The sequence below is a fragment of the Xanthobacter pseudotagetidis genome (genome assembly GCF_043194795.2).
Taxonomy (GTDB): Bacteria; Pseudomonadota; Alphaproteobacteria; order Rhizobiales; family Xanthobacteraceae; genus Xanthobacter; species Xanthobacter tagetidis_A.
The window spans coordinates 1,017,604-1,035,626 of record NZ_CM195534.1 but is presented as its reverse complement, the minus strand read 5'-3'; the positions used below and the strand labels follow the sequence as shown (position 1 = coordinate 1,035,626).

Here is an 18,023-nt window from a genome sequence, read left to right as displayed (position 1 = left end):
CCTCAAAGCTCGATGCCGTCGTTGGGGTGGAGCGAGGCTTGCCGTGCGACCATCCTCATCCGCGCCCGCATGGCGCTGGCCTTGGCGGCGTCGACATCGGTCTCCTCGTCCAGCAGCTCGAATTCCTGCGCGGGCGATGGAGGCGGCAGGATTTCTTCATGCTCGGGCAGCTCGGGTTCGCGGCGGATGCCGGCATTGGCGGGATCGCCGCCGTCATCACCCCCAGCGCCCGCGCCGGCATGGCCCGCCGCCGCCACGACGCGGCCGGACCAGTCATCTGTCGCCGGGGCGTTGGCAGGCGTAGCCGCCAGCTCGGGCGGCGCGATGATGCGCTCCTGCAAGCGCGCGTCTTCGAAATACTTCGCCTTCATCGCTTTGATCGGCGGGGTGCCCGCGACCATGACGATTTCCTCGTTGGGCGGGAGCTGCATGATCTCGCCGGGCGTCAGCAGCGGGCGGGCTGTCTCCTGCCGCGAGACCATGAGATGCCCCAGCCAGGGCGATAGCCGGTGGCCGGCATAGTTAGTGGAATCGCGCATTTCGGTCGCCGTGCCGAGCGCGTCCGACACGCGCTTGGCGGTCCTTTCGTCGTTGGTCGCGAAGCTGACGCGGACATGGCAGTTGTCGAGGATAGCGTTGTTCGGCCCATAGGCGCGCTCGATCTGGTTGAGCGATTGCGCGATCAGGAAACCCTTGATGCCGTAGCCCGCCATGAAGGCGAGCGCCGATTCAAAGAAGTCGAGACGGCCGAGCGCGGGAAACTCGTCGAGCATCAACAGCAGCCGGTGGCGCTTGCCCGATGCGGTCAGTTCCTCGGTCAGCCGGCGGCCGATCTGGTTGAGGATCAGGCGGATCAGCGGCTTGGTGCGGTTGATGTCGGACGGCGGCACGACGAGGTAGAGGCTGACGGGCCTGCGGCTCCCGACAAGATCGGCGATGCGCCAGTCGCAGCGCGCAGTGACGCGGGCGACGACCGGATCGCGATACAATCCCAGGAACGACATGGCGGTCGAGAGCACACCGGAGCGCTCGTTGTCGGATTTGTTCAGCAGCTCGCGCGCCGACGACGCAATGACCGGATGCACGCCGGCTTCGCCGAGATGCGGCGTGTCCATCATGGCGCGGAGCGTGGCTTCGACGGGGCGGCGCGGATCGGAGAGGAAGTTGGCGACGCCGGCCAGGGTCTTGACGGGCTCGGCGTAAAGGACGTGCAGGATCGCGCCGACCAGCAGCGAATGGGAGGTTTTTTCCCAGTGATTGCGCTTGTCCAGGCTTCCTTCGGGATCGACCAGAATGTCTGCGATGTTCTGAACGTCGCGGACTTCCCATTCGCCTTGCCGGACCTCCAGCAGCGGATTGTAGGCGGACGATCGGGCATTGGTCGGATCGAACAGCAGCACGCGGCCGTGCCGGGAGCGAAAGCCCGCCGTCAGGGCCCAGTTCTCGCCCTTGATGTCGTGGACGATGCAGCTTCCCGGCCAGGTCAGCAGGGTCGGCACGACAAGGCCGACGCCCTTGCCCGATCGGGTCGGAGCGAAGCAAAGCACATGCTCGGGGCCGTCATGGCGCAGATAGTCCCGCTCATATTTTCCAAGCAGGACACCATCGGGACCGAGCAGGCCGGCGCTGCGGATTTCCTTGTCCTCGGCCCAACGCGCCGAACCATAGGTCGCGACGTTGCGGGCCTCGCGCGACCGGATGATGGACATGAGGATGGCGGCTGCGATGGCGATGAAGCCGCCGGACGCGGAGATGATCGCGCCTTCGGTGAAGATCGCGGGCGCATAGGCGTCGTAGGAGAACCACCACCAGAAGAAAACGGGCGGATAGTAGATCGGCCATCCCGCCAGATCGAACCATGGGCTACCGAGCTGCGGCTGAAAGCCGAGCCGCCATGCGGTCCACTGGGTCGCCGCCCAGGTTGTGATGAGAACGATGGTCAGAACGACGACGATCTGACCCCAAAGAATCCGGCCTCCGCGCATACAGGCTCCAATCGGCAAAAATGTCGGAGCCGATCAGAGAATGGCGGTTTTCGGGAGAGGCAACAGGTCGCGCGCGGCCGGAGGGCCATCGGCGAGAAACGGCGGCGAATAGGACGGTTGCGATGGTGATTCGCGGCGAAGATCAGACGGGCTAGAGTGGCTGTTTCATCTCGTCTGCAAGATCGAGCAGGTTTCGGAGGGCAGCGCTTCGGTTGAAGGGCGACCACACGGCTGAGAACACAACAGGTTCGGGCTCGTCAACGATCGGCAGGAAGCGCACCCCTGCGACGGATGATAAGCTCGATGCCGCTCCTAGCAATGTGACGCCGAAACCTTGCCCGACCATGGACAGGAGCGAGGCACGTTCGACTCCGACGCGCAGGATCGACGGTGGCGGCCACTGGCCGGACAATCGCAGCAGGATATGGTCGTGAACCTGCGGTCCGGGACCGCCTGGGCGGACGAGGAAGGTTTCATCGGCCAGTTCGGCCCAGGTGACATGCTCCCGCGCGGCAAGTGGGTGCCTATCCGAGATAGCCGTGACAAGCGGCTCGGTCCAAATTCGCCGGGAGTGGCAGTCGGGCGGGTCAGGAGCACCCACCACGAACGCGATGTCGAGCTGGTCGGTGCGCAGTTGCATGAGCGCTTCCCTCGCCGTGCCTTCGGCGATTTCAAGCTCGATACCCGGATAGGTGCTTCGATATCGGCCGATCAGCTTGGCGAGGAAACTATGCGGAATCAGACCGTGGACGCCCATGCGCAGCCGGCCGCATTCCCCCAGGGCCGCCATGCCGGCAGACTTTACGGCATGGTCGAGGTGCTCGACACCGGCCGATATCCGTTCGACAAAGAGCCGTCCCGCATCGGTGAGCCGGACGCCGCGTGTGTTGCGTTCGAACAGGAGGATGCCAAGTTCTTCCTCAAGAGCTTTGATGCGAGCGCTGACGCTCGACTGGCTGACTCCGAGCGCATTGGCGGCTCGGTAAAAGCTGAGATATTCGGCGACGGCAATGGCCTGGATCAATGAAGCCATGGAGATCCGATGCCGAAGCATCGAACAAGAGGCCATTTTGTTCGATTGGCCTTCATATTTTCTGTTCGTATCCCCGATTTTGATAGCAACGGCCATGCAACGCACTCCCTTGTGCTTGCTTCAATTGCGGCCATCGCACCCGAAAATCGGAACTCCTTCTAGGTTGCATTTTGCAATGTTGAAAACGCCGAAGATCCGGACTCCGGTATTCGAGTGGAAGGGGCTAAACATTCACAAGGTTGAGCCTGGAGGCTCTAAACACCGCCGATGATAGCGTCAGTGCCCCTAGCTTGCGTCGCGCGCAATGCAAGTGCTCTCTGGTCATCGAGCTACTGATTTCCAAATGAGCCGCAATCTGCTTGGGCGCATAGCCACGCGCGTAAAGTTGCAAGCACTGGCGCTGTCGATGGCTTAGACGGACCTGCTTTTGGGCGTGATCATGGAGCAACAGTGCAAATTCGTGCAAGTAGGGAGCAAATGCGGAAACAAGAGCTTGGTAGCGCCATCTTTTTGTTTCCCACTCTCTATTCGACTGGAATGATGTCAGCGTTATTAGCGCTCGCTCACCGGAAGCGCCCCGAATAGGTACTGACACACCTTGACGTCCAACGCCGAAACTTTCTGCTTCCGCAAATAGCCAGCGTAGCGAGGCTGTTCTGGCAACGGCCTGCCAATCAAACGGTAGCCGCTTGTTAATGCCGTCAGCAACAGGGTCAATTCCCAGATAACCACGATCAAAGTAACGTTCTTCCCATTCTCTTGAATAGGTGACGTATCTGATCGGATTTTCCTCAGGCGTTGATACATCCTCTACCATGTAGGCAATATTCGCGGCGCGAATTTCCGTAGCGATTTCAGTGAGAAGAAACGGAACTTCGTTCACAGATTTGATATCCTCAAGTCTCCTCACGACCTCCTGCAGCGCAATCATGCCATGCCTCCCTTGAACCAAATAGGAAGACGATGCTGCGCGCATAGCGATGCCGCTGCAACGGTGGCTTATATTTCCAAGCCCCGTTGCCGCCCCAACTGCCACGACACCGATCCGCCCTGGACGATCCCCATGATCTCCTTGCCGAGCTGGCGTTCGATGACCGGCCGCCACGGGACAAGGGTGAACTCGTGGCTCTGCTCGACGACGGCGAACTTGCCGCTCGATAGCTGGACGGTGCCGGTGAACTTGCCGCTGACCTTCTCGCCATCGGTCGCGGCGCGGAACGGCAGGTTCTTGGTCGCAGCCATCTCGCCGCCGATGCGCTCGATCTCGCGGGCGCGCAGCGTGGCGAGAAGATTGCGCCGGTAGAGCGTCCCGCCGTTCGGGCCGGGCGTCGCGTCGCCATGGTCGATATGATGCTCGCGGCGTCGGTCGATCGCCTCGCGGACCTGTTGGCCGAAGCCGGTCGGTGCCAGGTCGGAGGTTTCCGCCGACATCAGCCGCCGATCGAGCCAGGTCGCGCCGTCCGCGCCGATCTGCTGTTCGAGCCGGGCGGCCGAGAGGATGCGGACATTGGCTTGGCTTTTGCGGCCTGCGTCATAGGCAGCGGCGCCGCTCTCGAAGTCGTCGGGAATGCGCCACTGGTCGGCGTCGATCCGCTCGGCGATGCCGGCGCGGCGCAACGCCTCCAATCGGCGCACATGCGCATCGACATAGCCGTCATAGTCGCCGCCCGGTACACGGCCCTCGAACTTCGCCTGTTCGAGATGGCGGCTCGGGCGATAGACGCCGGCCTCGGCGATGGCGGCGATGGTGCGATCCGATGGCCGGCTCGCGATCTCGGGCGGGCCGATCTCGACGACGCTGCCAATCCGCGCGTCCTCGATGCGCGCCGGGTCGATACCGGGGAGATGATGGGTGCGACCGTCGATCCCGTCGACCACGACGGTCAGGTTCTCGCCCAGCTCGTCGTTCAGATATTTGTCGACGACGCGGCCGACGATCGGGACTTCGGGCGCGGCGTCGTGAAGCTGGAACGTCGTCGGATCTCGCTCCATCCCATCGGCTTTCAGCGCCCTGTGCATGTTGCGGATGATGTCGCCGCGCTCGCCCAGCTCGCGCAGCGCCGGTTCCATCCGCTCGCTCAATTCCCAGACGCCCGGCGCGTGCTCGGTGGCGAGGCCCATCTTCTCCAGTTTCGAGAGACGGCGCAGGCGCAAGGTCCGGTCGCGCTGGCGGCCCGGATCGACGGGTTCGTTGCGAAGGTCGAGGAAGCGGTCCTCGGCTTCGGCGGTCATGGCGCGATCGATGCGGGTGAAGCGGTCCTGGCCGATCTCGGCCGAGAGCTTGCGGCTCTGCTCGATCTCGGTGACGGGACCAAGCTCCAGTGTCGCCAGATCGCTCGCCCGCTCGCGAATGCCGTTGGCGAGATAGTCACCGTTGATGACAAGGTTCTCGCCCAGCTCGTCCACGCCGCGGATGATGACGTGGACATGGGGATGGCCGGTGTTGTGGTGATTGACCGCGACCCAATCGAGTCGGGTGCCGAGATCGGTTTCGACCTGAGCCACGAGGTCGCGGGTGTAGGCCGTGAGGTCGGAAAGCTCCGCGCCGACCTCGGGCGAGACGATGAAGCGGAACTGGTGGCGATCGTCGGCCCCGCGCTCGACGAAGGCCGCGCCGTCGGCGCGATCCTCGCCGGCCGAATAGAGCTGGCCGCGCTCGCCCTCGCGCGAGGTGCCGTCGCGCTGGATGTAGCGCAGATGGGCGGCGGATTTTCCGTTCTTGCCCGCGCCCTGGACGTAGCGGGTTTTGACGACGACGCGGCGGACGCCGGGTGCGCTGTGCTTCCATCCGCCCGACAGGGTGCGCGCTCGCACGAAGGCCGCGCCGCGTCCCCGTTTCAGGCCCGGCCCGCCGCTTGCCCGCGACGCCTTCGCACCTTTGCCGACGCCCTGCGATCGGGACCGCTGCGACGATGGCGACGACGATGATGGTGATGATGAGAAGCCCCGTGACGGGCTGTTGCTCTGCTGACGGGCGATCTTCTTCGCCTGGGCCAAGAAGCTCTTGGCCTTGCCGAGCTTGGGCGCATCGGCGCGCACGCGGCCCGGCCTCGGGCAGAAGCGGAATTCCTCGTCGTCGCTCAAGCCAGCGCCTCCGGGGCAAAACCACGAAAAACCGCCGAACTCCGGCTATGGTGCCGCTCGAAACCCAGCAAAGCCAAGGCTTTGCGCCACGTCGCGGCACGCGGCGTCCAAAACCAAGGTGCCGCGAGCGCCGCTCCAAAACAGTGTGCAGACAAGGGCTTGCCCCGAAACCGCGCCAACGGAGTGCCGGTTTCCTTTATCTTGCCCTCCGCCCTTTCTTCCCTTCCTGCCCCTCCAAACGAGAACGCAGCCAGGCGACCCCCGACCTGACTGCACACCGGATGACGCTCGCCCGAACGCGGAAACGCGATGCTCATCGCCGTTCCCCGTCGTTCGCGCGGGCGACGAACATCGTGCCGCGCTGCGGCTCCGCATCGACGGGATCGCGCATCGGAACAGCAGCGCGGCCGTCGCTTTGTCGCTCACCAGATTGCCCTTCCGAGCGCGTGCCGGATGACGGTTCGGCTGCGGTTCGGATGTCGCTCGCGCGCTGGATGAACAGCGGAGCCTCGCGCCAATCCGGCGGCGGCTCGGCGCGTTTCGCCGGCGCTTCGGCGGGCGCGGCCCCGCCGATCAGCGGCAGGAGCGCAGCGACATAGGCGCGGGTCTCGGCAGGCAGCGGGCGGCCGGTCGCGCGATGATCGTCATAGCGGCCGGGACCGGCGTTGTAGGCAGCGAGCATTGCGGCGACATTGCCGTAGCGGTCCCACATCTCGCGCAGATAGGCGGTGCCTGCGAGGATGTTGTCGCGTGGATCATAGGGATCGCGGCCGAGCCGGTAGCGCACACGCAGGCCCGCCCAGGTGTCGGGCATGACCTGCATCAAGCCCTGCGCGCCGGCCGTCGAGATCGCGCGCACGTCGCCCGCGCTCTCGGCGCGCAGCACCGCGCGAATCCAGTGCGCGGGAATCCCGAAGCGCTGAGACGCCTCGGCGATATGCGCACCATGAGGATCGCTGGCGGACTGCGCGATGACGGCCGATTGCGCGACCGTGACGGCCGATCCCGACGTGATCGCAAGCGCGGCCAGCGCGAGCAGCACGGCATAGCGCCCGGCGGACCTGTCTCCACCACGACGCCAGCCTGCCAGCGTGCTCGCTGCGGTCAAGGGTGCGCGCGAAGCGCCGGCCGATGGCCGCCCTTGACCTTCGCTGCGCGCGCCGGCCGTCCTGCGGTCGAGCGGGACGGAGGAATGAGACGGCCTTTTCGCGAACAAAGGAATAAGGGCTTTGAGCGCGATGATGACAGAGGACCGCATGGCCTTAGTCCCGCTCTTCGCGCGGCTTCAGGCGCGTCCAGTGCAGCGACCACGACGATCCGGCATCGTCGTCGCGGAACAGGTTGGCGTGGATCGGCTGCGGCAAGGCGGGATCGTCGATGAGCACCGAGAGATATTCGCAGGCCTTCTCGCCGGTGCGTTTCCACGCCGCGCCGATCTCCGGGCCGTCGTCGGTTCCGTGATGGACGCGGTAGTCCGGCGCATTCTCGGCATCGGAATGCTCGGCCGGAACGATGGTGAGTTCGCGGTAGAGGGTCAGCGTATGAACGCGCCCGGTGAAGCCGGAAGCCTCGCGCGTGAATTGACCGATCTGGGGCACGTTGAGTCTCCGTGCGGTGGCGTTGGGGAATCCGTCGACGGGCACCGCTCCCGCCGATCGGGAAGCAGTCAGCGGGGCGTTGCGCCGGTCGGGGCTCGCCAGACGAAGCGGCCGTCGCCATCCTCATCGGCCCAGAGCGGCAGCGCTCGGCCGACAACGGCGCTCGCCGGAAGCGGGCCGAAATAGCGGCCGTCCAGGCTGTCGCGGACACCGCTGTTCATGAGGAAAAGTTCGCCGGGCGCGATGACGCGGCAGCCCTGCCAGACAGGGAGATCGCGGCCGATCCGGTCGCGGTCGAGCGCAGCGCCCATCGCCACGCCGTCGACCGTGACGCTGCGGCCACTGCGGCAAACCAGCTGGCCGGGGAGACCGGCGACGCGCTTCAGGAGCGGCACGCCGTCGCCGATATAGCCGCGCTGGACCATGAAGGCGGCGAGCGGTTCGGGCGGCATGACCGCGACCAGCTCGGGCGCGGTCAGGCGGTCGGCCGGTTCTATCGCATAGAAGCCGATCGGCGCGCTTGCCGTGGCGTTCCAGAGCAGTTTCATCGGCATGTCGACGGCGATGGGCGCGGCGACGGCGACGACGGCGAGCAGCGCCACGCCGAGGATGTGGCGGCGGCTCATGGCTCGATCCTCCGGCGGCCGATCCACGCGGCATGGCGCTCGGGCGTGTAGGCGTTCGGCTCCAGCCCGGCGCTGAGCCGGTTATGGACGTGTCGCCAATGATCGGGCGATGCGTCGGCCGGATCGACGCTGAGCGCTTCCACCGCGTCGATCGCGGCAAGCGCGCGCTGGACCTTGGGCCAGCCGTCGAGCCGAAGCAGGATGTCGCCGCCAGGTCGGACGAAGGGCAGCGTCTGGAACGGCTCGCCGCGCCGGATCGCCCGCACGATGTCGATGCGCGAGACGACGGTGCCGTGGTCGCCGGCCGCCCAGCGGACGAAGGCGAAAAGGCTGTCGGGCGCAAAGCCGACGACGCTGCGCCGCCGGTCGATGATTTGTTCGTAGCTCTTGCGGCCGAACCTGATCCAATGCTCGATCCGGCGCTTCTCGAAGGTCAGCTCGACCAGCGTTGTGAAGGGCGCTGGCCCATCCGGTTGCGGGCGGCCATGCGCCCGATGGGAGGCTTTGCCGCTCATGGCCGCCCTCCCTTGCCTTCGTCGTTGGCCAGCATGTCGCGCAGCACGTCGGCGATGGATCGGGCGGCACCGGCACCACGGCTCGCGCGCGGGTGCGTCAAAGAAGAAAAGTTAGATTCTCTGTTAGACTCTAAGCTAGCAGTCGGATTCCGCTTTTCGGGCCAAAGGCTTAACTGCGGTCCGTGCGCCTGATGTGCCGATAGGGCTGCGCCCGATGTGCCGATACCGCGTGCGCCTGATGTGCCGATAGTTTCCACAGGCGTATCCACAGGCACTGTGGACAGGGTTTCGGGGCGGATGCGCAGCAGCTCGCGGCCATGCTTCCGCTCGATCTGAAGGCGATAGCCGGGCAGCGGCTGGCGGGCCGCGATACGGCGCAGGTCGAGCGCGAAGTCGGAGACGCGCGCGAGGCTGCCGGACTTCACATGGAGATGCGCGACCTCGAACAGCCAGCCATGGGGCTGGCGGCCGGCGTGCTTGCGAGCGACGCGATAGAGCCAGCGTTCGATACCGCCAGTCAGCCGGAAATAGGCCGGGTCGATGGTGAGAACGAGCGAGCGATCGACGACGCTGTTGTAGAACCATTCGGGCAAGACGAATTCCATACCCTCAACGCGGCCGGTGCGCGTCGACATCTCCTCCCATTCGTTGATCCAGGAGAATTGCCGACGCCGCCAATGCGGGCCGTTGCGGATCGTGGTTGCGATGACGGTCGATTGCAGGCGCGCGAGCGCGGCCTTCAGCAGCACATATTGGCGGTTGCCGGTCGGTCGCCCGATGGAGCGCAACAGGTGATAGGGCGTGAAGCGGAAGAAGCGCGAGGTGCGCAGGCCATCGTTCTCGGCCGCCACGATCTGCGAGGCGGCCCATATCAGCACGTCGGCATCCCAGATGGTCGCCATGCCGTGTTCGGGCATGGCGAGCACCTGCACCTCGACATCGGCCGCCTTGTAGAGGATCGGCTTGGTGCGCGGCGTCTTCGCCAGCGAGAAGAAGGGCCGCTCCATGAGATCGCGCTGATCGCGTGGGCAGGCGTCGCCGGTCGCGACCACGAAGGGGGCCAGGTGATTGCGCTCGCTCGCGTCGGTCGGCTGCGCGGGTCTATGATCGTCGTCGCGCAGCATTCAGCACTCACCCCGCTCTTGCGGCGTCAGAGGGCGGGCCGGAAAGACCGTGCCGGCGTTCGGATCGCGGGTGGATTTGCGGGAGCCGATTTCGGTCCAGGCTTCGAGATCGCGCACGGTGTAGAGGACGCGGCCGCCGACCTTGCGATAGGTCGGGCCGGTGCCGTAGGTGCGATGCTTCTCAAGGGTGCGGATGGAAATGCCGAGGAAGCGGGCGGCTTCCTGAGTGCGCAAGAGTCGGGGCGGTAGGCCCGCCGATGGGTTGGCCATGGGATCACCTCAGGTTCGTCGTGGATGCGCGCTGCCGTCTTGGCGGCGGGCTGCGGCGAACCATGGCGAGGGATCGGCGGCAGGTAGCGTGCCGCATTTGCGCCTATGCGCAAACGGCACCCCGCGAATGGCGTGGTGAGACAAAGAAGCTGAAGTAGATCAGGGGGTAATGGCCAGCCGGGCGGATTCGGCCAAGACATCGCCGCACGGTTCAGCTATGACTGGAAGCGGAGCAGAGACGCGCTGCTCCGGGGCGTCGAAACCCCTGGTTAGCGGTTGGTGCCGGCCGTGACGACACCGAACTCCTTGACCTTATGGTCGGGGAGCCTGTGGCGTATACAACAGGCTCTCCGAGCTAAAGGCCATAGGGCCGTCTAACCACGGTTTCGAACTCCCCGATCACCAAGAGTCAGAGAGGATGTTTGCGGGGGCGCACCGCAGACGAAACCTTCTCTACGATGGGGAGTGTCGCTGATGCCCGATCCTGTCGAACTCGATCCCGACGTGGCCGACGAAGCGCCGTCCGGAAACGTCGTCACGTCCTATGACGAGCAGCACTATGTCACTTATCTGCGCCTGTTGGACGCCAGCCGGCAAGGCGCGAACTGGCAGGATGTCGCGCGCATCGTTCTACATCGCGATCCCGCCCGTGACGAAGCAGGGACGAGGCGATGCTGGGAAAGCCACCTGGCACGTGCCCGGTGGCTCTCAAGTAAAGGCTATCGAAAAATTCTGGAACAAGAGATTGCCAACAATCACCTATAAACTCGCCGGAGCATGAATCCACGCGGCAATGCCGATGTGGAAACAAGGATTGAGACGTTTCAGATAGGATCATTTGTGAGCGCTGGAGATGGGAAAGACGCCATTACAGTCTCGGGCGTCGAGAAAACATTCGGATGGAGAGGCCGTGCTTTCAAAGCACTTGACGGGCTTTCTCTTGGCGTTCCGCAAGGCTGCGTATATGGCCTGCTGGGTCCGAACGGCGCCGGCAAGAGCACGTTGCTGCGGATCATAGCTGGCCTCGTGCGCCCTGATCGCGGCTCGGTTTCCATATTTGGCGAGAATGCTTGCAGGGAATCGCGGCGTCGCCTTGGTATGTTGATCGAGGCCCCGGCCTTCTACCCGTTCCTGACCGCGCGCGAGCATTTGGAGATGTTCGCTCGGATGAGCGAGACCATCACAATGGTCGAGCCTATTCTGCGGCGCGTTGGCATTGGATACGCGGCCGACAAAAAGGTGTCGGCCTTCTCGCTAGGCATGAAGCAGCGGTTGGGAATCGGCTGTGCCCTCGTCGCGCGTCCAGATGCCTTAGTTCTCGATGAGCCGACCAATGGTCTCGATCCGGACGGTATCCTCGAAATTCGTTCGCTGATCGTAGAGCTAGCCCAGCGGGACGGCATCACCGTGCTGCTTTCCAGCCATCTCCTTGATGAAGTTGAACGCATTTGTGATCGTGTCGCGATCCTGCGGAATGGACGGATGTCGGCGCAGGGAAGAGTCGATGACTTGCTGGACAGCCAAGCTCGCTTTTGGCTCAACGTCGATTTCCCGCAAGTGGTTCTGGAACGCTTGGCTTCGCAAGCGGACGCCGGTGACGGTGGGGTCTATGTCCGCATCGGACGCGATGATGCCCCTGAACTCATCCGCATGTTGGCAAATGCCAATATCCGGATCTTCGAGGCCAAATGGATCAAACCCGATCTGGAGTCAGTGTTCCTGTCAGAAACGCGAAGGGAGATCCAGTGAACGCTCTCCTCTCGACAGAGCTTCTAAAGCTCCAGCGGCAACCGGGAGTTCTGTTCTGGGGTTTCTTGTCGGTTCCCGCGGCGGCGCTCGCCTTCAAGATTGCGCTGGAAAGCTTTTTCTTCCTCCGATCCGGAAATTTCCCCCAAGGTAACACCGACACACTTCGGTCTGCGGCGCAGTCATTGGGCATTGCCGGCAATCCGATTGCGCAGCTACTTTTTGTGATCGGTGTTTCCTCCGTATTCTATGTCGAGTACAGATTCTCGACTTGGCGTAACCTTGTGCCACGCGCAGGGCGTATTCCTCTTCTCGCCGCGAAGTTCGCTGTTTGCCTCCTGTTCATGCTCATCGGTCTCGTTCTGACGGTCGTCGGAGACATGATCCTCAACACGGCACTTAGCCTTCTCAGAGACGGCACTGGCAGTAGTGCCCCGGTTCAAGCGGACGGCATTCTCGTGCTCACTGCTGCGTTTGTGATCGCCTTTCTCGAACTGGCAAGCCTTGCTGCAATTGCTGCGACGCTGACGATCATATTTCGGAGCATGATCGCGGCAGTCGTTCCCGTGTTTCTCGTAGGGATCGCGTGCTCGATATTGCAAGCCTATTTTGGCGCGGCCATAGCCGCCGTTCCTATGCCGTCTTTTGCCGCCGATGCTGCGCGGGCATGGCTTTTTGCAGGTGCCGAAGGGCCATACGGCGTCACGAGTTTCGGCACTTTACTGGCATGGCTCTTGGCAGCGACGGTCGCCGGCTCTCTCGTATTTTGGCGTCAGCCTTTAAATACAGAGTAAGAGCGAAAAAATTCATCATAAATCACTCGCTAAAGTCTTGATGACTGAATTTGCGAGAGATAAATCTAAGGATAAACAGATCGAATGATGCGGATACTGAAATATGCGAGCATTGTATTTGCTCTCTTGCTTATCAGCGTTGTGGGGTATGGCGCTAAGGGATATTGGGATGCGCTGTCAGATGCCGAGGGCTTGCGTGCTCGTGCCGACGCGGTGATTGCTCAAGGCCGCGGCGGCGACTCCCTGGGGGCCGCCCACCGGGCTATTTTGCTCGCTGTCGAAGACCCGAATTTTTCAACGCATTCTGGTGTGGATTTCTCGACCCCAGGCGCTGGTTTGACCACCATCACCCAATCGGCAGCCAAGCGGCTCGCCTTCGAGGAGTTTCACCCCGGTATCGGTAAGATTCGCCAGACCGGCTATGCGCTTGGACTGGAGAGCCGTCTTTCCAAGGAACAGATTCTTGCCCTGTGGCTGGAGACTCTGGAAATGGGCAACGGCCCCAATGGTTGGATGGTGGGCTTCCATTCGGCAAGTTCCGCGATTTACGGGCGGCCTCCCGCCGAGCTGACGGAAGCCCAGTTCATACGGCTTGCGGCGGTCCTGATCGCGCCCGCCTCCTACGATCTCGTTCGAAGCGATACCAAGCTCGACGAACGCACCGCCCGCATCCGACGTCTGGCAGCAGGAGCGTGTGCGCCAGCGGGTTTTTCGGATGTTTGGCTCGAAGGGTGCCGGCAATGAATCCCATGAGAGCGAACGTGCTCATCTGCCTTCGCTCGGCTTGATCGGATAGTGCAGCAGCAGCCGATAGCCGCCGCGCATCATCTTGACGCCGTGCGCGATCAGACGGCGAGCCTTGTTCTTGCGCGGATCGACCTCAAAATCCTCCTTGCTGCCGCGAAAGCCAAGAAGGACTTCGGCGACGGCGCGGTAGCTTTCGCCGCGAAGGCGGGCGTCGAGCGCCCGCAGGGACAGGATGTGCCATTGCCGGAGCTGCGCGGGCAAGGTGCGAAAATCACGCCCCGGCCGCTGACCATGGAGCGCTTTCACCAATCGACGGGCCGCATGGGTGCGGAGATCGTAATAGGCGTCTGTCGGCAGGACGGTGCCGTAAAAGGCGGCTGCGTCGGGGACAGCGTGCGGCAACCAGAATTGGTGCGCAACGCCATCGACCTGCCAGATACCGTGCCAGCCATCCTCGGCCTGGCGAAGATCGAGTCCGTCGAGATGCGCGAGCGTGATGATGGGCTCGGTCTCGCCGTCATGGTGTTCCAGCGGGATCAGCCGTATGGCCTGCGGCTGAAGGCTCGGACTCCAGAACAGAGTCTGCTGATCCGATGGGGTTTCAGGATCGGTCGGAAAATCGCAACCCCCAGCGCCGCACGAAGGCTTCTAGGCGCTCCGGGTCCGGCTCGCGCGAAGTCGTTATGGCCTGAAACTCGCGATGATACTCATCATCGCGGCGGAGATATTCCCAAGCGAAACCGGCAGCGGGAATGCTCTTGGCAAATTGATATGCCGCCGGAGAACGCCAGTCGATGCTTAGCATGGCGTTACCTCTCTATTCGGGCTCATGCGAAGCAACGCCCGGATAGAAAGCTTTGAATCTCTCTGGAAATAACTGAAGCCGCGATGTTGCGATAACTGGAGCGGCTATCGCGATAAATATATTGGTTATTTTAGTCTTAACAGTGCTCTTGTGATTCTGCGAGCCGGGCGCAGCCCGGCGAGCGCGGCGATGTTCGATGGCATGGCCGCACCGCCGATCCGCGAAGCCGGATCGGCCCAAATTTTCCGCTCCTGTCGTCGCCGCGAAAAGGAAGGGGCGCCGGGGGGGCGGCCCCGTCGCGTTCGGGATCAAGCGCCCTTCAGTTTCTGCATCCCTTCGGCAAGCGTCCAGAGCGCGCGATTAAGCGTCACATTCTGGTCGATGCCGTTGATGGCGCGGGTCTGGGCGCGGCGGATGCGGCCTTCGGCATTCTGCTTGCGGCCTTGCAGCCCGCCCTTGGTCAAATGCTCCTGAATGACGTTGAATGTGCTCCAGAGGCTCCCGCCCATATCCTCGCGGCGGCGCGGTTCGATGATCTGTTCCGGGCCCAGCGGGCTTTCCTCCTCGCCGTAGCGGGCAACAAGGCTCGCCTCGGCCAAGACACGCTGTTCGTCGGCGGACACGCGGATTTCCTTCATGGTCTCGCTGGCGTCGACGAGGCGCGGGAAGTCTTCCGCAACGGTGAAGACGCCTTCAATGATCTGATCCTGAATGCCGCCTTTGTGGGGAACGCGGATTTCCTCGAACCGCTCGCCCGCAATCATGCTGTTGGTGCAGACGAAACGGAGCATCCCGGCGAACATCTGATAGGCGCTGGTCCCGTCATGGCTGTTGACGATGATGACTTCCGCCGCCTCCGGCTTGCCGATGCCGCCATCCCGGCGCAGGCGCAGCATGTGCTTGGCGTGGCCGTGGCGCGAACCGTCGCGCGGAACCGACTGCACGGCGAAGAACGGGAACCAGCCTTCGCGGCGCAGGCCCTCCACGATGTCGATGGTGGGGACATAGACGTAACGCTCGGAACGGCTGTCATGGGCTTCGTTGGCGAAGATCGATGGGACGTGCCGATAAAGCGCCTCGTTATCCAGCGGCTCGCGCCCGCTGATTTGATGCGAGTTGCGGCCGAACCGGGTGGCGAGCTGGTGATACATGGTCTTTCCTTTCGTGGGCTTGGGTTGGAGCGCAGCGCTGCGCTGCAACCCTGCCCGTCGGCGAGACCGGGGGGTGCAAGGTGCAAGGGCGACCGGGACGGAGGGGGATCACCCGGCCTGCACGGAACGGAGGAACGACGTGGAGGAAGGCCGGGGAAACCGTCCCGGTCGAGCGCCAGCGATCCCTTGCGCCGCGCCGGGGGGAGACCCCCAAGCAAGCCGCCCGGCCAGAGCGGAGCGGAGGCCGAGCACGAGATCCGATCGGGAGTCCCGTTCTCTCGATTCCTTGTTCCTTGGAGGCGGCGGACATGAGCATGAAGAAGCCCCGCCGCGGCGGGGCTTCTTGAGGGGCCTGTCTCAGTCGCCGTGGCGGCGGGACCAGATGAGGTTGTGGCCGCTGCCGTCCTCGGCTTCGACCAGGCTGGCGTAGATCGGGGCCGGGAAGCTTGGATCGTCCAGCTTGACCGAGAGGTATTCGCGACCGGTTTCGCGGGCGGTCTTCTTCCAGGCGGCGCCGAACTCGGTCGCGCCGGCGAAGATGCGGAAGTAGGGGCCGCGCTCGCTTTCGCCCTCGGAGGGGACGAACTTGGCTTTGACGTTGAGGGTCAGGGTCTTGACCGCGCCGGTGAAGCCCGCGCCGTTCTCGTTCTTGGTGAAGGTGCCGATGGTCGCCATTGTCGTATTCCTTTTCCTGTCGGGCCGCTCCATCGCGACCTCGATGGGGGTCGTGAGACCGGGGACGATCGGCCCGCACCCCGTAGGGCTGGAACGAAGTGGAAGGCGGCCGGCGACGGCTTTTTTGCTTCGCGATGCAAAGCCGAAGGCGGCGGAAAAAAGTTGGCGACGGACGTTGCGGGAGACGAGCGAGGCGAAGCCGGTCTTCGGTCAGACCCATGCCAATCGAGATCGCGGATGGAGCGCCCGTCTTGGGAAATCGGGGGAATACGGCAATGGCGGTCGTCCCTCGCGCCTTACGCTCGAGAACGGAAACGGCGTGGCCTCCACGGGCCGATGCCCCACCACCCTGATCCTCAACGCCACGGCCATGCCCGGCCTTGGGCGAGACGGATGCACAAGCGGCTCTGTTCCTGCACCATCGCGGCATGATCCGCGCACGACGCTACCCAACGTCCGCCGCGCACCGCCGCCCCGATGTCTTCCGCTCATGCGGACCCTCAGTGCCTCCCGGCCTATCTATGTCAGCTCGCCGCATTCGAGCGCAGCGGCCTGATCCTCACTGGCGTCGGTGTGATGGCGACTGGGACCGGCTTCTCGGAAGCCTCGCCGCTGAGGAGCGTTCGCGAAATGGCCGCCGCCCGTTGCGTCAGCGATTGAAGCCGAATGGCGGAAACGCGCCGTCGGCGTGGTTCCGGCGCAGCCAAAAGCGCGGCCCGAAGGGCGACGCCAAGCCCTCCCAGCTCTTATGAGCCGCCGCCGAGATTGCCAGTCTGAGGCGCAGCAAAAATCTGACGCAATACCGATTCACCGACTAGGATTGGCAGTCTTCGCAGTTCGCGCGCTATTGAATTGGTCGTCGGCGCAGTCGTCCACCGATGAAGTATGAGCCGCAGCACCTATGGGAGCGCTCACCCGATCCAAATCTCGGGAGTGTTGCGAAGCGCGAATTCATAAATGATTTACTAAAGCGAAGCCTCTAATACGAAGAAGCATTTTGACCAAGAGGCGTCATGACCACCCACATCGTCACCAAGGCACTTGGCCTTCCAGCACTGATCTGCTCGGCCTTGATCGCCATCGCAAGCGCTGCTTATGCACAGGAATGTACGCTGATTGTCGATGCTCGAACAGGAGCGACTATCGAGGAAAAGGGAGCGTGCGACGATCGATATACGGCGGCCTCGACGTTCAAGGTCGCACTCGCCCTCATGGGCTGTGACGCGGGAATCTTGACGGACGCTCACAACCCTCGGTGGGAGTGGCGGGAAGGTATGCGAGCGCCCGCGCGAGACAAGAAGCCGGTCGACCCGACGATTTGGCAAGCCGACTCCGTTCTCTGGTATTCCCGCGAAGTCGCCCGCAACCTGGGTGCTCAACGGTTCTCATCCTATATCAGCAGCTTCAACTACGGTAACAAGGATGTTTCCGGCGAGCCGGGTAAACGCAACGGGCTTTCGCACGCGTGGATCGCGTCCCTGACGATCTCACCTCGCGAGCAGACGACATTCATCCGTCGGATGCTGGCCCGCGAACTGCCTGTTTCTCCCGCCGCGATTGAACAGACGATGGCGATCGTACCGACGTTCAGCACAAAATCGGGCTGGCGCGTCCACGGAAAGACCGGGAGTGGCTGGACGCGTGATGCACGCGGTCAGATTCAGCGCACCAGACCAGAGGGGTGGTTCGTCGGCTGGGCTAAGCGGCAAGGTCGCGTGGTCGTGTTCGCGAGGCTTGGGATCGGCACGGTCGAAGGCCGACAGGGGTTGATCGAACAAGACAAGCTGTTCGCTGATCTCGATAACCTCTAGACGTGTCACATAAGTCCTGACTTTCGAGGCGTCGCAAAAGTCGGAGTTTTGCGGCCGAC

At 63.5% G+C, this 18,023-nt stretch carries 19 protein-coding genes; 5 read left to right on the top strand and 14 right to left on the bottom strand.

From position 1 onward, the window contains the following. Nucleotides 1-2 precede the first annotated feature (2 nt). The 10 genes from V5F67_RS04745 to V5F67_RS04700 form a co-directional block, all read right to left on the bottom strand. Nucleotides 3-1,985: a conjugal transfer protein TraG gene (locus V5F67_RS04745; RefSeq protein WP_394018690.1), complete on the bottom strand. Its 1,983-nt coding sequence runs from the start codon at nt 1,983-1,985 to the stop codon at nt 3-5. Nucleotides 1,986-2,136: 151 nt separating this feature from the next. Then, on the bottom strand, nt 2,137-3,114 hold the full coding sequence (locus tag V5F67_RS04740) for a LysR family transcriptional regulator (RefSeq protein WP_394018692.1): 978 nt from the start codon (nt 3,112-3,114) through the stop codon (nt 2,137-2,139). A 127-nt stretch (nt 3,115-3,241) separates the two neighbouring features. Continuing rightward, on the bottom strand, nt 3,242-3,949 hold the full coding sequence (locus tag V5F67_RS04735; RefSeq protein ID WP_394018694.1) for a helix-turn-helix transcriptional regulator: 708 nt from the start codon (nt 3,947-3,949) through the stop codon (nt 3,242-3,244). A 68-nt stretch (nt 3,950-4,017) separates the two neighbouring features. After that, the gene (locus V5F67_RS04730) at nt 4,018-5,424 is read right to left on the bottom strand and encodes a DUF3363 domain-containing protein (RefSeq protein ID WP_509210654.1); all 1,407 of its coding nucleotides are present in this window, start codon (nt 5,422-5,424) and stop codon (nt 4,018-4,020) included. 991 nt (nt 5,425-6,415) lie between these two features. Further along, entirely contained in the window at nt 6,416-7,360 is a 945-nt protein-coding gene (locus V5F67_RS04725) for a lytic transglycosylase domain-containing protein (protein ID WP_445328509.1), read from the bottom strand. A gap of 4 nt (nt 7,361-7,364) precedes the next feature. Beyond that, nucleotides 7,365-7,700 carry a DUF736 domain-containing protein gene (locus V5F67_RS04720; RefSeq protein ID WP_394018698.1) on the bottom strand — a complete coding sequence of 112 codons (336 nt, stop codon included), beginning with the start codon at nt 7,698-7,700 and terminating at the stop codon, nt 7,365-7,367. Between the two features lie 68 nt (nt 7,701-7,768). After that, nucleotides 7,769-8,326: a S26 family signal peptidase gene (locus V5F67_RS04715; protein ID WP_394018700.1), complete on the bottom strand. Its 558-nt coding sequence runs from the start codon at nt 8,324-8,326 to the stop codon at nt 7,769-7,771. After that, nucleotides 8,323-8,841, bottom strand: a complete 519-nt coding sequence (locus V5F67_RS04710; RefSeq protein WP_394018702.1) for a DUF2840 domain-containing protein — start codon at nt 8,839-8,841, stop codon at nt 8,323-8,325. Before V5F67_RS04710 ends, V5F67_RS04715 begins: the two co-directional genes overlap by 4 nt. Beyond that, the gene (locus tag V5F67_RS04705; protein WP_394018704.1) at nt 8,838-9,965 is read right to left on the bottom strand and encodes a replication initiator protein A; all 1,128 of its coding nucleotides are present in this window, start codon (nt 9,963-9,965) and stop codon (nt 8,838-8,840) included. Before V5F67_RS04705 ends, V5F67_RS04710 begins: the two co-directional genes overlap by 4 nt. Beyond that, on the bottom strand, nt 9,966-10,235 hold the full coding sequence (locus V5F67_RS04700; RefSeq protein ID WP_265975388.1) for a helix-turn-helix transcriptional regulator: 270 nt from the start codon (nt 10,233-10,235) through the stop codon (nt 9,966-9,968). Between the two features lie 474 nt (nt 10,236-10,709). Between V5F67_RS04700 and V5F67_RS04695 the strand changes: the two genes are divergently transcribed. The 4 genes from V5F67_RS04695 to V5F67_RS04680 all read left to right on the top strand — a co-directional run bounded on the left by V5F67_RS04695 (nt 10,710) and on the right by V5F67_RS04680 (nt 13,519). Continuing rightward, a complete protein-coding gene (locus tag V5F67_RS04695; protein ID WP_394018706.1) occupies nt 10,710-11,000 on the top strand; it encodes a DNA -binding domain-containing protein in 291 nt (96 codons plus the stop codon). 12 nt (nt 11,001-11,012) lie between these two features. Continuing rightward, on the top strand, nt 11,013-11,984 hold the full coding sequence (locus tag V5F67_RS04690; RefSeq protein WP_394018708.1) for an ABC transporter ATP-binding protein: 972 nt from the start codon (nt 11,013-11,015) through the stop codon (nt 11,982-11,984). Beyond that, on the top strand, nt 11,981-12,775 hold the full coding sequence (locus V5F67_RS04685; RefSeq protein WP_394018710.1) for an ABC transporter permease: 795 nt from the start codon (nt 11,981-11,983) through the stop codon (nt 12,773-12,775). Before V5F67_RS04690 ends, V5F67_RS04685 begins: the two co-directional genes overlap by 4 nt. Nucleotides 12,776-12,859: 84 nt before the next feature. After that, the gene (locus V5F67_RS04680; protein ID WP_394018712.1) at nt 12,860-13,519 is read left to right on the top strand and encodes a transglycosylase domain-containing protein; all 660 of its coding nucleotides are present in this window, start codon (nt 12,860-12,862) and stop codon (nt 13,517-13,519) included. A gap of 21 nt (nt 13,520-13,540) precedes the next feature. Here V5F67_RS04680 and V5F67_RS04675 read toward each other — a convergent pair whose 3' ends face one another. The 4 genes from V5F67_RS04675 to V5F67_RS04660 form a co-directional block, all read right to left on the bottom strand. After that, nucleotides 13,541-13,924, bottom strand: coding sequence for a DUF2285 domain-containing protein (locus V5F67_RS04675; protein ID WP_445328510.1), 384 nt, complete (start codon nt 13,922-13,924; stop codon nt 13,541-13,543). A gap of 199 nt (nt 13,925-14,123) precedes the next feature. Continuing rightward, complete coding sequence (locus V5F67_RS04670) at nt 14,124-14,327, bottom strand: transcriptional regulator domain-containing protein (RefSeq protein ID WP_394018714.1); 204 nt, start codon at nt 14,325-14,327, stop codon at nt 14,124-14,126. A gap of 308 nt (nt 14,328-14,635) precedes the next feature. Next, nucleotides 14,636-15,478, bottom strand: a complete 843-nt coding sequence (locus V5F67_RS04665; RefSeq protein WP_394018716.1) for a DUF932 domain-containing protein — start codon at nt 15,476-15,478, stop codon at nt 14,636-14,638. 357 nt (nt 15,479-15,835) lie between these two features. Then, a complete protein-coding gene (locus tag V5F67_RS04660) occupies nt 15,836-16,153 on the bottom strand; it encodes a DUF736 domain-containing protein (protein WP_394018718.1) in 318 nt (105 codons plus the stop codon). Nucleotides 16,154-17,166: 1,013 nt separating this feature from the next. On the opposite strand from V5F67_RS04660, the gene blaOXA reads away from it, so the two are divergent. After that, nucleotides 17,167-17,964, top strand: coding sequence for a class D beta-lactamase (gene blaOXA, locus V5F67_RS04655; RefSeq protein WP_394018720.1), 798 nt, complete (start codon nt 17,167-17,169; stop codon nt 17,962-17,964). The last annotated feature ends 59 nt before the right edge of the window (nt 17,965-18,023 follow it).